12 protein-coding genes are annotated in these 12,487 nt (G+C 75.6%); 5 read left to right on the top strand and 7 right to left on the bottom strand.

All coding sequences use genetic code 11. From position 1 onward, the window contains the following. Nucleotides 1-153: 153 nt before the first annotated feature. Nucleotides 154-1,290 (top strand): NUDIX hydrolase, encoded by a 1,137-nt coding sequence (locus ACIA8Q_RS22655; protein ID WP_360211388.1) that lies wholly within the window; start codon nt 154-156, stop codon nt 1,288-1,290. Nucleotides 1,291-1,438: 148 nt separating this feature from the next. After that, nucleotides 1,439-1,840, top strand: coding sequence for a DUF6188 family protein (locus ACIA8Q_RS22650; RefSeq protein WP_360211390.1), 402 nt, complete (start codon nt 1,439-1,441; stop codon nt 1,838-1,840). Between the two features lie 146 nt (nt 1,841-1,986). Here the strand turns inward: ACIA8Q_RS22650 and ACIA8Q_RS22645 are convergent, their stop codons facing one another. The 7 genes from ACIA8Q_RS22645 to ACIA8Q_RS22615 all read right to left on the bottom strand — a co-directional run bounded on the left by ACIA8Q_RS22645 (nt 1,987) and on the right by ACIA8Q_RS22615 (nt 8,884). Further along, the gene (locus tag ACIA8Q_RS22645; protein ID WP_360211392.1) at nt 1,987-2,364 is read right to left on the bottom strand and encodes a hypothetical protein; all 378 of its coding nucleotides are present in this window, start codon (nt 2,362-2,364) and stop codon (nt 1,987-1,989) included. 137 nt (nt 2,365-2,501) lie between these two features. Further along, on the bottom strand, nt 2,502-2,897 hold the full coding sequence (locus ACIA8Q_RS22640; protein WP_360211394.1) for a roadblock/LC7 domain-containing protein: 396 nt from the start codon (nt 2,895-2,897) through the stop codon (nt 2,502-2,504). Between the two features lie 82 nt (nt 2,898-2,979). Continuing rightward, complete coding sequence (locus ACIA8Q_RS22635; protein WP_396317600.1) at nt 2,980-4,326, bottom strand: hypothetical protein; 1,347 nt, start codon at nt 4,324-4,326, stop codon at nt 2,980-2,982. Nucleotides 4,327-4,468: 142 nt separating this feature from the next. Further along, entirely contained in the window at nt 4,469-4,852 is a 384-nt protein-coding gene (locus ACIA8Q_RS22630; RefSeq protein ID WP_360211398.1) for a hypothetical protein, read from the bottom strand. 680 nt (nt 4,853-5,532) lie between these two features. Then, a complete protein-coding gene (locus ACIA8Q_RS22625; protein ID WP_360211501.1) occupies nt 5,533-6,648 on the bottom strand; it encodes an MsnO8 family LLM class oxidoreductase in 1,116 nt (371 codons plus the stop codon). Nucleotides 6,649-6,771: 123 nt separating this feature from the next. Continuing rightward, nucleotides 6,772-7,374 carry a DUF2269 domain-containing protein gene (locus ACIA8Q_RS22620; RefSeq protein WP_360211400.1) on the bottom strand — a complete coding sequence of 201 codons (603 nt, stop codon included), beginning with the start codon at nt 7,372-7,374 and terminating at the stop codon, nt 6,772-6,774. A 310-nt stretch (nt 7,375-7,684) separates the two neighbouring features. Then, on the bottom strand, nt 7,685-8,884 hold the full coding sequence (locus tag ACIA8Q_RS22615) for a peptidoglycan-binding protein (protein WP_360211402.1): 1,200 nt from the start codon (nt 8,882-8,884) through the stop codon (nt 7,685-7,687). A 493-nt stretch (nt 8,885-9,377) separates the two neighbouring features. Between ACIA8Q_RS22615 and ACIA8Q_RS22610 the strand changes: the two genes are divergently transcribed. From ACIA8Q_RS22610 to ACIA8Q_RS22600, 3 genes are all read left to right on the top strand, one after another. Then, nucleotides 9,378-10,700: a DUF6271 family protein gene (locus ACIA8Q_RS22610; protein ID WP_360211404.1), complete on the top strand. Its 1,323-nt coding sequence runs from the start codon at nt 9,378-9,380 to the stop codon at nt 10,698-10,700. Next, a complete protein-coding gene (locus ACIA8Q_RS22605; protein WP_360211406.1) occupies nt 10,697-11,248 on the top strand; it encodes a GNAT family N-acetyltransferase in 552 nt (183 codons plus the stop codon). The genes ACIA8Q_RS22610 and ACIA8Q_RS22605 overlap by 4 nt, the downstream gene beginning before the upstream one ends. 216 nt (nt 11,249-11,464) lie before the next feature. Continuing rightward, the gene (locus tag ACIA8Q_RS22600; RefSeq protein ID WP_360211408.1) at nt 11,465-12,415 is read left to right on the top strand and encodes a hypothetical protein; all 951 of its coding nucleotides are present in this window, start codon (nt 11,465-11,467) and stop codon (nt 12,413-12,415) included. Nucleotides 12,416-12,487 lie beyond the last annotated feature (72 nt).

Here is a 12,487-nt window from a genome sequence, read left to right as displayed (position 1 = left end):
ACGGGTGGCTCTCGTGGATCGGGCGGATCGGGCCGGCCGCGCCGGACACTGACGAGTGATCAGCAGGGGTGTGGGGCGGGAACCGCGCGGGTACCGGTGGGAGTCGTCGCAAGGACACGGCGGTACGGATCGGGCGAGGCGGAGGGAGCGCTGGTGGAGGCGTCACCGGGGAGCGCGCGGGAGTTGCTGGCAGCGGCGGGAGTACTGTTCCCGGACGACCAGGGGCGGGTGCTGGTGGTGCGCCTGCCCTACGACCGGAGGCACCCGGTGGCGATCCCGGGCGGCGGGTGGGAGCCGCAGGACCGTTCGCCGCGGGAGACCGCGGTGCGCGAGGTGGTGGAGGAACTGGGCTTCACCCCCCGGCTCGGGCCCCTGGCCTGCGTGGACTGGACGCTCGACGACTCCCGGCCCCCGATCGCGGCCTACCTGTACTGGGCGGATCCCCTCACCCCCGAACAGGCCGCGGCCTTCACGCCGGATGCGGCGGAGGTCGGCGGCTGGGCCTGGCTGGCCCCGGAGCAGGTGGTCCACGCACTGCCGCCGCGGCTGTCCCGGCGGGTGACGGCCTGCCTGCGGGTGCGCCGGTCGGCCGGTCCGCTGGAGCTGGAGGACAGCAGGCCGGTCGGGCACACCCTCGACCACCTGCCGGCGGACGAACCGCCGCCCGCCTACACCGGGCTCGCCGCGGCGCCCGCACTGGCGGCGCCGCCGGGGCCGTCCCAGTCGTCCCAGCCGTCCCTGTCGTCCCAGCCGCCGATGGACCGGGACACCTACATCGCCACCCGTCCGCGGATCCGGGCCAAGGCGCGTGCGCTGTTCACCGACGGCTCCGGCCGGGTGCTGCTGGTCCGCCTGCGGCCGTGGGACGGACCGCGGGGCCGGGAGGAGTACTGGACGCTGCCCGGCGGCGGGGTCGAGGCCGCCCGGGAGATGCCGCGGGCCGCGGCGCGGCGCGAGATCCTCGAGGAGCTGGGCTGGGAGGTCGAGCCGGGCCGGCTGCTGGCGGTCGACTGGCAACCGGGGGCGGCCGCCGACGCCCTGGCCGGCCCGGCGAGCGGGCGGGACACCGCCGTACTGGTGTACGTGTTCGACGGCGGCGTGGTGACGGAGCGGATGCTCGACTCGATCGCGTTGCAGGAGGAGGAGCTGGTGGAGTGGCGGCTCTGCGACCCGGCTGAGGCGAGGGCCCTGCTGAACGAGCACTCCTGGGCCCGTACGGCCGCCTCGCTCGCGGCCAGGGAACGGGCGGGCGGGCCCGTCGAGCTGGTCCGCGGGCAGCCGACCGGGTAGTCGGGCCGCCCCGGGGGCTCACGGGTTCCGGTTCGGATCCCCCGAGTCCGGGGCCCGGGGCCCCCGGATTCCGGTCCGGCGGGCACGTCGACGGCGGAGCTGTGGGCACGGGCGGACAGGCGCCGGGCCGGTGGGCCACACTGGGGGCATGCAGAACGCGATCACGGAGGTGCTGGCCGGCCGCCGGGTGGAGTCGGTCAGCGGCGGCGTCCGACTGGACCTCGCCTTCGACGGGCGGGTGTCCGTCCGGGTGGCGCACGAGTTCCGCTTCGCGGCGCCGTCCTTCGCCGCCCCCGCGGAGGTCGAGCACTTCTTCCCGGCGCTGACCTTCCGCCCGACCCCACCCCTGCTGGCGCTCGTCGGGCGGACCGTCGAGAGCGCCGCGATCACGCTGGCCGGCGGGCTGGAACTGGGCTTCGCGGAGGGCGGCGCGCTGTCCGTCCCGCCGCACGCGCGGCTCGCGCCGTGGAGCGTGGTGACCGCCGACGGCTCGGTGTGCGCGGGGCTGCCGGGCGGCGAGGTCAGCTGGACCGCGCCCGGCGGGGCCTGAGCCGCCGCCGGGCGTCGCCGGGACCGGACCGGTCCCGGCCGGGACCGGGTGGTCCTGTTCCCGTCCGGGCGATCCGGTCGCCGTCCCGAGGCCCGGTCGGCGTCCGGACGATCCGGTGGGCGTCCGGACGATCCGGTGGGCGGTCGTCAGACCTCCAGATCGGCCTCGACCTTGGTGAGCTGGTGGCGGGCCATCGCGAGGTTGGCGCGCCCCTTGTCCAGGGCGAGGTAGAGGAAGAGGCCCTTGCCGGTACGTCCGGTGAGCGGGCGGATCAGGTGGTACTGGGTACTGAGCGTGATCAGGATGTCCTCGATCCCGTCTCCGCCCAGTCCGAGCATGTCCATCGTGCGCATCTTGGCGCGCACCACGTCGGTGTTCCCGGCGGCGGCCACGTTGAGGTCCAGCCCGCCGGGGCCGTCGAGGGTCGCGAGCGCCATGCCGCTGTTGTAGTCGACGAGGGCGGCGCCGATGGCGCCTTCGATGGCGGTCATGGCCTGCTTGAGGGCGCCTGCTGCGTCGGTCATCTGGGTACTCCCGTTCGGTGGTTGGGTGGTTCTCGGTCGTCGGGTGGTTCTCGGTGGTTCGGTTCTCTGACGGTTCTCGGGGTGGGTCTCAGGGCGGGCCAGGGTCCGGACGGCCCCGGCCGGACCGGATCCGCCGTTCAGCCGGGCTCGCGGGGGTCCTTCGGCAGGAGGGCCTCGTTGAGCAGTCCGGCGATCCGCTGGGCGGAACGGCGCGCCTCCAGGTGCAACCGGCCGACGTTGACGTCCGGGTGCGCCAGGAGGGTCAGGACGCAGCTGCCACCGGCCGCGTAGGTGGCGACGTAGCCGTGCTCCCCGCGCACCAGCGACTCGCGGAAGTCGCCCTGGCCGGTGCTGTCGGCGAGCCGTTGGGCCAGTGACAGCGAGGCCGCGGTCATCGCGGCCAGGCCGGTGGGTTCCGTTCCGTGGGTGTCGTGCGCGACCAGCAGACCGTCCACGCTGGCGACCAGGCCTCCCGCGAGGTGCGGGACGCGATGCTTGACGGCGCGGAGTTCGGCGAGCAGCTCGGTCTCCAAGGCGATCAGTTGTCTCCTTCCGACACGCTGCTTGAGCGCCCGCCTCATGGCCGGGACGGCGGGGTCGCGGGCGGAGCGTCGTTCAAAGTCGGGCCTCCAGAAGGGTTCGGACCCGGGTCAGCAGCGCGATGTCCGGGTCGGGGACGGTCAGCGGGTGGGCCGCTGCCGTTGTCGGCGGGTGGGCGGGACGGTCGGCCGCCACGGACCCGGGGGGCGTGGCACCGGGGAGGATGCCGACGCCGGTGAGGGTGGCGCCGGGAACCCTGCGGTGCAGGCCTCCGGACCGGCGCGGCGGTGATGGCGCCTCGGGTGCCGGGAGGGGCGGCACGGTCGGCGCCCCGACGGGCGGTGGAGCGAGTGGTGCGGCGAGCGGTGGAGCGAGTGGTGCGGCGAGCGGTGGAGCGGGTGGCGAAGCCAGGGGCGGTGAAGCGAGCGGTGGTGAAGCGAGCGGTGGCGCGAGCGGTCCGGCCTGGGAGGGTGCGGGCGGGAACACGGCTGGGGCGGCGGGTGCGACACCGGCCCGTACCCCGAGTGGGGCGGCGAGCGGCACCCCGGGCGCCCCGGGTGGCGCGGCCCTCGGCGCCGCGTGCCGCGGGACGTCGAGCAGGCCGGCGTCGAGCAGTCCCGCGGCGGCCAGTCGGCGGACGTCCGCCGTCACGCCGAAGCCTGACCTGCCGAGCAGTCGGGCCAGGTCCGCCGGGGTTCTTCGGCCGTCGGCGTGGTCGAGCAGCTCGCGCTGGCGGCGACCGGGCGGGCGCCGGTGGGCGTGGAAGCCCGCTACGGCGGGCCGGACGGGGGCGGTGTCCAGCCGCCCCCAGGGCCAGATCTGTTCCAGCAGCCCGCTCCGGCGGTCGACCTCGCGGCGCAGCCGGTCGGCGTCGACCTCCGCCACCGGGCCGAGCCAGTGCCGCGCCTCGTGCTCGAACCGCCAGGTGCCACCGGCCTGGTCGGCGAGGACGAAGAAGGCGGCGTCGAAGAGCGTGCCGAGGTGGCCGAGTTCGAGCTCCCCGCGGCCGATCAGGCCACGGTCGACCATCGCCTCGCCGACCCGGGCGTGCGGACCGTGGGCGCGGAGCAGCTCCGCCCAGTCCGCGGGCGCGATCCGGCCGCAGCCGGTGAGCAGGTCGGCCAGCCCCGGGGCCCGGGGTGAGTCGGCGTGGGTCACCCGGCCGTCCACGAGGTGCAGACTGCCGAGCGGGCCGTGCAGTGCGCCGGTGGCTCGGCGGGTGGCGAGCAGGCCGAGGGCCTCGCCCGGGGTCTGCGGCGGGGCGGACGGCGGGAGGGTGACGGGCTCCGCGATCGGCGTCGCGGCGGGCGTGGTGGAGGTCGTGCCGGGCCTCGCGGCGGGCACGGGTTCGGGTGCTGCGGGTGCGGCGGTGGAACCGGCGGTGGAACCGGTGGCGGGATCGGTGGTGGGTGCGGCGTTCATGCGGACCACCGCCCGGGAGTCTGCCGGCGCCCGGCGGGGTGCCCGTGCCCGGCGGGCTGCTGGTGCCCGGGGACGTGCCGCTGCCGGGGGACGTGCGCCCGGTGTGCCGGCCGGAAGCCGCCGGCCCTCGTGGGTGTCGGGCTCACCCGAGCACCAGCTCCTCGGCGAGGCCCTGGAGGCGGTAGCGGGCGGCCGCGAGGTTGCCCTCCGCCCGGTCCAGCCAGAGGTGGAGGACGAGACGGCTGTCGAAGACGGTGTCGATGAAGCAGATCAGGTGGTAACTGCGACCGGCAGTGACGATGATGTCCTGGAGCGGCGACCGCCGCTCCTCCGCCCCGGTGAAGGTCTGACTCTCAACCGTCGCCCGCACCAGGTCGGTTGCCTCGGCGGCGGCGGTCTCGTGGTCGCCGGCCGGGCATTCGCCGAGACCGCCGAGCGCAAGTCCGCTGCTCCAGTCGACCAGACTCGCGGAGCGGGCTCCGGTGATCGCCATCGCTCCGGCGAGGCATTCGTCGATACCCGGCACACCGGCTCCTTCGCGGGGGTCTGGGCGGCCGGGCGCAGCGCGACTCGGCCGGATTCGCCACCAGCAGTGGCGGGTTCGACACGGAAGGCTACTGCCGGATTGCATATGACGAACATTCCAATGGCATATTCACATCATTGGCAGTTACTTCCAGCCAAGGTATGACGGTGCGTCACCAGCCCGTGACAGTAGAACCGGCTGGCCCTGACGTTGCCACCCGCCGTCGCCCACCGGCCACCAGGAACGGGACCTTGGCTGATAACCGGCTGAGCAACAGGGTTTCGGCCACCGAAATGCGATAAAGGGGCCCGGCCGAGACCGGCACCGCGAACGGGCCGCGAACGGGCGCCGAACGGGTGGCGATCGGACGTCGGGTGAAGGGCGAACGGGCCCCGCCGGCCCCCGGACATGACGAAGGGGCCCGTTCCGTTGGACGGAACGGGCCCCTTCGGGTGGAGCGCCAGGCCCGGGTTGCACGGACTCTCCCTACTGAAAGTAGGACGTGCTCTGGTAGCACCGCTGACGCCTGCTCGAGAGATCGTTTCCTCTCGACGGGAAGAACACTAGCAGGTCATCGGCCCTGCTCGGAAACCGGGCGGGGCGGCCTGAAGCGAGCTGGACATGCGGGCGGAGGAGCGGCGGAGGGGGTCGGCGGTGCGTCCCGGAGCGGCCCGGAGCAGTCAGGCCCGACCGACCGCCTGAGCGACCGTCCGGTCGACGTCCTCCGGCCCCGCCGCCTCCCGACCGGCGGCCCGGGTAGCGACGCCCTGCGCGGCCGACTGGCCGACCGGCTGGCCGACACCCTGCCCGACCGGCTGGCCGACCGCCCGGGCGAGCAGCCGGTAGGAGTCGAGCAGTGCGGCGCGGTCGTAGGTACTGGTGGTCACCAGGAACTCGTCCGCGCCGCTGCGCGCCATCAGGGCGGCGAGTTCGGCGGCGGCCTGCTCCGGGGTGCCCGCGATGTGCCCCTTCAGCGACTGCTCGTAGGCGGCGCGCTCGCGCGCTCCCATCGACAGGGCCGCGATCTCGGCGGCCGGGGCCAGCGGCGGGAACTCGCCGTGGGTGCGGGAGTACGCACCGGCCCAGGCCTCCGGGATCAGCAGCTCCCGCGCGCTCTCCGCCGTCCCGGCGACGGCGACCGTGCCCGCGATCACCACGTAGGGCTGCGCCGCCTGCGCCGAGGGACGGAACCCGGCGCGGTACCGGTCGATCGCCGCGGGCATCCGCTCCTCCCCTCGCGTGGCGGCGACGACCAGCGGCAGCCCGGCGTCGGCGGCCAGGTCGGCGCCGGCGCCGGTGGCCAGGACGAAGGCCGGCACCCGTAGGCCCTCGGCCGGCCGGGCGTGGACGCCGCGGTGCACCTGCTGCGAGCCGTCGAAGTAGCCGAGCAGCTCGACCAGTTGGGCCCCGAAGTCGTCCGCTGCGTCCTTCTCCCGGCCCAGGGCCCGGCGCACTCCGTCGGTGAACCCGACCGACCGGCCGAGGCCCATGTCGATCCGGCCCGGGAAGAGCGAGGCCAGCACGCCGAACTGTTCGGCCACCACCATCGGCCGGTGGTTGGGCAGCATCACTCCGCCCGTGCCGACCCGGATCCGGGTGGTGGCCGCCGCCACCGCCGCGGCGAGCACCGTCGGCGCGGACCCGGCCACTCCGGGCACGCCGTGGTGCTCGGAGACCCAGAACCGGTGGTAGCCCAGCTGCTCCGCCTCCTGGGCGAAGGCCACCGTGTCCCGCAGCGCCTGCGCCGGCTCCTCGCCCTGTCTCGTCCGGGACCGGTCGAGCACGGAGAGCCGGATCGCGGGCGTCGCGCCCGCGTCGGCCGCTGGTCCGCCCGTCGCGGGTGCCCTGGTCCCTGGTGCGCTGGTCACGTCCGTGGAGAACACCGCCGCCGAGCGCCGGCATTCCCCGGCGGACCGGCGTCACCCGCGGGCGCCGGGTATGCGCCCACGCCGACTGCCCGGCCGCCGACGGCCCCAGGGCTTGAACACGGAGAGCACCACCGCGAAGAGGTAGAGCGCCAGCGCGACGGACGGGACGATCACCGTGTTGAGACGGACGAACCCGAGGTCCGCCGCCGAGATCGGGCCGGTCGGGTGTGCGTTCACCACGCGCACGGCGTCGTGCAGCCGGGCGCTGAGGGCGATCAGCGAGGCGGCTGCCGCCGCGAGGGTCAGCCAGAACTTCGCGCTCACCCAGTAGTAGCGGAAAAGCCCCCAGGAGGTGCCGAGCCCCAGCACCACCCCGCTGACCAGGGTGGCCAGGCTCAGCGGGAGGATCAGCGCGTCGCCGAGCATCCCCATCGCCCGGTACGCCGACCGCAACCGGTCGGCGTCCTCCGTGGCCAGCGCCGTCACCGCCAGGGTGAGCAGGCAGAGCATCAGGGCCAGCCAGCTCACCGAGGCGACGACGTGTACGACGACCAGGCTCTTGCGCGCCCTGGGCGGCAGCGTGCCGCCGGGCGGCCGCCGTCGGGCGGGGCGGGCGGGACTCGGCTCCGCGGCCGGTGCGGTGGACGGGCGCACGGGTGCCTCCTTCGGGTCGGGGCCGCGGCCGGGCCGCGGCGGCATCACCGCCGTGCGGCGAGGACGGGCCCAGACTCTCCGCTCCGCCCCTCATCGGGCATCTGCCACCGGAAGTAACCCCGACTACTCCCGAGCGAGTACCCGACCCGGCCCGAAAGCACCCGCACCCCTCCCTCCGAGGTACCCGGCGACCTCCCCCGGCCGTACCCGGAAGCCGGGGAACCCCAAAGCCGGGGAACCGGGAAGCCGGGGTCGCGGAAAGCCGCGACCCGGGACCACCCCGGCCACCCCGGCCACCCCGCCCACCCCGTCAGTCCGTCACGCCGAACCCCCGCGCCGATCCCAGGCGGCGCAGCGAGTCCCGCCCCGGGATCCCGTCCGCGTCCGCGTCCGCGTACCCGCAGCGCCGCTGCCACCCGGCATAGGCGGCGACCGTCCGACTCCCGAACGAGCCGTCCACCCAGCGCTGTTCGAGCAGCCCCTCGTCCGCCAGGGCCTGCTCGACGATCGCCGCCTCGGCCCCGTAACTGCGGTGCCCCTGCTCGGCGCCGGGATCGGTCCGGGCGGCCGCGACGACGTGCGCCAGCGACACCGACCGGGGCCCGGGCAGGTAGCCGAGCAGCCGCCGCAGCGAGCCCTCCCCCGGGACGCCGTCCGCGGCCTGCCCGCTGTAGCCGAGGCTCCGCTGGTAGTCCGCGTAGTTCTCGGTGTCCGCGTCCGTCCAGTTCGGGCCGGGCCCGGAGCGGTAGTGGGAGCCGGAGCCCTGGGCGACGAGCGCCCGGCCGACGGCGGTGACCTGGTAGCCCTCGGCGCCGTAGCCGTAGGGCAGCCCGTTGATGCTGACCTGGTAGCGGGGCGGGGCCGGCTCGTCCGGGGGAGCCGGGTGCTGCTGCGAGGGCGGGGAGCCCGGGGATCCCGAGCCCGCCGTGAGGTCGGGCCAGGAGCCGGGGTCGCTGTGGTCGTTGAACGGCACGTGCGCGTGGGCGTACCACCCCCCGCGGGTCTCCCACACCTGCTCGTCGCGGTGGTCGGTGAAGTCGGTCGGCCGGCCCATCGGCCAGGTGTCGGGCACGCCCCACGAGCCGATCCAGGCGTGCAGCCGGTCCCAGCCGGCGCACGGGGTGTCGACCAGCCGCGGGTAGACGGCGCCCCGGTAGCGGCAGTACGGGAAGAACACCGCCTCGATCTGGATGACGACCCGGCCGGCGCGGTTGGTGCGGGTCGGGCTCTCCGGCGGGCTGAGCAGGCTCTTCGAGCGGGAGTCGGCCGGGAACAGCTGGGCCGTCCGCCCGCTGAAGGGGTCCCAGACCAGGTGCGGGGCGTTTCCGGCGCCGGCGCCGGTGAAGTAGCCGACGAGGTCTTCGAAGGTGCACCAGTCCTGCGGGGCCGCGGCGGTGGCGTTGCGGTCCCAGGTGATGTGGGCGATGGCCTTCGGGGGGTACTGCTGGTCGGTCGGCGCGTGGTCGCCGAGGTCGTGGATCTCGGCACCGGGCAGCCACAGGTCGGGCATGCGGTCTCCTCCGGACGGCGTAGGGACGTCGTTGCCGGTATCGGCAGGTCCCCGCTCCGGATTGACCCCGATGGCCGAATCCGCGGCCGTGAACCGCCCGGGCCCGCGCGGCCGTTCGACCCGGTGACGGGTATTCGCGCTCCCGTGCGAACCGGGCGCCCGCACGGAGGCGCCGCCGGACCCGCACCGCGCCGTGCCCGCACGGGCCCGGCCGGGGCGGCGGGGAGCGCCCGGGAGGGCGCGCATTGCACCTCCACCCGACCCGCCCTGTCAATCGTTGACATCAAAAGTGGTCTAGTCCACGGTAGTCCGCAGACCGGACGGACCGGGGTGGCACCCCGACGCCCGACGCGCGGGGGCCTCGCGAACTCGCCTGCCGCCAGGGCGAGTCGGGCAGCAGGACGGAAGCCGTCCGGCGGCGCCTGCGACGACCACCGGCGCACCCACCCCGCCGCCGCGGCAACGACCCTGACGACCAACGGAGAAGCCCGCCATGAGACGAGTCTGCCTCGCCCTGCCCACCAACCGGGCCTGCGCCGCCACCATCGCGGCACTCGCCGAGGAGGCGGCGCACGCCGTCGAGCACTTCGACGCCGAGGTCCACCTGCTGGTCCTCGACACCGCCGGCCCCGCGGGCTTCGCGGAGAACGCGGGCGCCGTCGGCGCGCTGGCCGCCACCCCCGGGGTCGTCGTGCACCACCTCGGAGAGGACCGGCAGCGGGACTTCCTCCGGCGGGTGAGCAGGCGCTCCGGCGCCACCGACCCCGACCGGCTGCTCGACCTGATGCTCCCCGACGGCGTCTCCTACGGCGCCTGCACCAACCGGGTGTTCCTGGTCGCCGCCGCCCTCGGCTGCACCTCCGTGCACCGTCGAGACTCCGACAGCGAGTACCAACTCCTCGACGGGCGCAAGGTGTTCCCGATCCACCACGAACTGCTCTCGCTCGGCCGCCGGGCCGGCGACGCCGCCGCCGACGTCACCGTCAGCGAGCTCGACCCCGCCGACGCGGACAAGCCCGTCTCCCTCGTCGGCGCCTCCTTCATCGGCGAACTCTCCGTCGACGTCGGCGAGATCCGCGACCTCGACCCGGCCGTCTACCACGAGGTCGTCGGCCTGTGGGCGCCGCCGGTGTGGACGGAGGAGGAGAAGCGCGAGCTGGTCGAGGCCTCGTTCACCGGCGGCGGCACCGAGCCGTTCCGCACCGACGAGTCCGTCCTCGGCGCCCCCGACATCTGGCGGGTGGACATGTGCAACCTCGGCCTGGACCACCGGGTCTACGAGCGGCTGCCGCTCCCGCCGGCCACCGAGACCATCGGCAGCGACTACTTCCTGCTGCACGTCGTCCTCGACTCCGGCCTGCCGGGCGTCGTCCACAACCGGCACATCGTCAACCACTACACCCCGGAGCGGCGCACCGGCCCCGGCTTCACCGCCTACCAGCTGCGCTTCGTCAAGTTCCTGCTCTCGATGCTCTACCTGCACCCCGTGTACGGCGAGATGATGGCGGTCGGCGGCGACCTGCTCGACGAGCGGCACGCGGTGCGCATCGCCCCGGTGCTCGACTCGGTGCGGCGCAGCGCCGCCTGGGACCGCGCCGAGAACGTCCGCCGGCTGGACGTCGTCGACCGCTCATACCGGCGCCTGGGCGGCAAGTACGCCGAGTTCGCCGACCACCTGGCGCCCCGGCGAGCCCGGCTGCTCGACGAGGCGCAGGCCGACGCCGAGGACTTCGCCCGGCTGATCGAGGCCTGGTCCGCCCTGGTGGACGCCGCCCGCGCCGAACGCCTCACCCCCTCGGAGGTGCCGGCCAGGTGAGCGAGGACCTGCGCTTCCGGCTGCTCGCCGAGGCGGACTGGGACACCGTGGTGGCCCTCGAACACGCCGCCTACGCGGCCGACGGGCTCTCCGAGGGCCGGGAGGCCCTGGAGTCGCGCGGGCGCAGCTCGCCCGGCACCTGCTTCGTGCTGGAGCTGCACGGCGCCGTCCGCGGCTACCTGCTGAGCCTGCCCTACCCGCCGCTGCGCTGCCCGGACCTCACCAGGCCCGAGGAGCAGCGGTACGCGTCCGCCAACCTGCACGTGCACGACCTGGTGATCGACGAGGAGCTGCGCGGCCGGGACGTCGCCCTGCGCTTCATGCGCCACTTCCGGGAGCAGGCCCGCGCGCAGGGCTTCGAGGAGATCTCGATGGTCGCCGTCCGGGGCGCCGACATCCTGCTGCGGCTGCTCGGCTACCGCGCCCACCGGGAGGTGGCGGTGCCGGCCTGCTACGGCCGGCGCGCGGTCTACATGTCGATGCCCGTGACACCCCCCGCACCGCCGTCCGCCGCACCGCCGTCCGCCGCGGCGGCCCCACCGGCCTGAGCCGCGGAGGGCGGGCCGGCCCGGGGCGGCACCCCCTCCGGCCACACCGGCCACTCCGCTCCCGGCACGGTCCGCGGGCGGTTGCGGTTGCGTCTCCGTTCCGTCTTCCGGGGGACGAACCGGCCCCGCGTCCGGGATCGTTGACGGAAGGCCCCGGCGGCGGGCGGCGAGGCGCGCCGCCGGGCGGCGACGACTCGTTGCGGCTAGGGGGTTGCCATGGGGGACGGCCAGGAGCTCCTGCCGGCCGTGGTCGGGGGGCTGGTGCGGGCCGCCGAGGGAGTGGCCGGCGGCCCTGGCCGGGCGGTGGCGGATCTGGTGCGGACGCGCCTGCGGGCCTCGGCGGAGGGCGCCCGGGCCGTCGCCGCGATCGAGGCGAACCCCGGGGACGCCCGGGCGCGCTCCGGGCTCACCGCCGCCGTCGGCGACCTGCTCGCCGCGGACCCGGCGTTCGCCCGGTACCTGGCCACCACCGAGCTGGGCAAGCCCCCCGAGGAGCCGACCGTGCACCTGCGGGTGGACCCGGCGGTCGCCGGGTCCACGGCGCGGGCCGCCCGGCTCGGCGCCGTCCCCGTGCTGGTGACCCTGTCGCTGGTGGTGGTCGCCGCGCTGGTGGCCGTCGGGATCAACCTCGGCTCGCGCCCGCTGCTGCAGCCCAACGGGCCGGACCTGGCCCACGCCGGGCGTACGCTGCGCGACCCCGCCCAGGTCCGCGCCGTCCTGCCCGACCTGAGCGCCATGCCCGGCGGCTGGCAGGTGCGCAGCGGCCCCACCTCGGGAGCCGGCCCGGGCGCGGACGCGCCGTGCCTCGTCCCGGACGCCTGCGACCGGCAACTCGCCTACGCCACCGTGACCTTCGCGTCCTCCGGAACGCACAGCGCGCAGTTCACCGTGGTCACCTTCGCCTCGCCGGAGACCGCCGGGCGGGCCTTCGACCTGGCGCTCGCCCGGATCGGCGGCGACGGCGCCTCCGTCCTCCCGCTGCCCCCGATCGGCGACCAGAGCGCCGCCCGGACGGACGACACCCAGGGCACGGACGTCCTGGTGCGGGTGGGCTCGGCCCTGCTCGACGTCCGCGACCCGGGCCCCGGGAGCACCGCCGCACCCGCCCTGACCCTGTTCGCCGGTCTGCTCGCCGACCGTGCCCGGGCGGCCCTCGGACCCGCCTGACGGGCGCCTGACGGACGCCTGACGGACGCGCGCCGGGCGTGACCGCCCCGGCGACGGCCGCGGACCTCCGGC

Origin of the sequence: Kitasatospora sp. NPDC051705 (genome assembly GCF_044453265.1) — a bacterium.
Classification (GTDB): Bacteria; Actinomycetota; Actinomycetes; order Streptomycetales; family Streptomycetaceae; genus Kitasatospora.
This window is presented reverse-complemented; position numbering and strand designations above follow the sequence as displayed.

What these genes read in the sequence shown, in the direction of transcription:
- ACIA8Q_RS22650 (WP_360211390.1), top strand. Translation starts at nt 1,439, where the DNA reads ATGCAGAACGCGATCACGGAGGTGCTGGCCGGCCGCCGGGTGGAGTCG.
- ACIA8Q_RS22645 (WP_360211392.1), bottom strand. Translation starts at nt 2,364, where the DNA reads ATGACCGACGCAGCAGGCGCCCTCAAGCAGGCCATGACCGCCATCGAA.
- ACIA8Q_RS22635 (WP_396317600.1), bottom strand. Translation starts at nt 4,326, where the DNA reads ATGAACGCCGCACCCACCACCGATCCCGCCACCGGTTCCACCGCCGGT.
- ACIA8Q_RS22615 (WP_360211402.1), bottom strand. Translation starts at nt 8,884, where the DNA reads ATGCCCGACCTGTGGCTGCCCGGTGCCGAGATCCACGACCTCGGCGAC.
- ACIA8Q_RS22610 (WP_360211404.1), top strand. Translation starts at nt 9,378, where the DNA reads ATGAGACGAGTCTGCCTCGCCCTGCCCACCAACCGGGCCTGCGCCGCC.
- ACIA8Q_RS22600 (WP_360211408.1), top strand. Translation starts at nt 11,465, where the DNA reads ATGGGGGACGGCCAGGAGCTCCTGCCGGCCGTGGTCGGGGGGCTGGTG.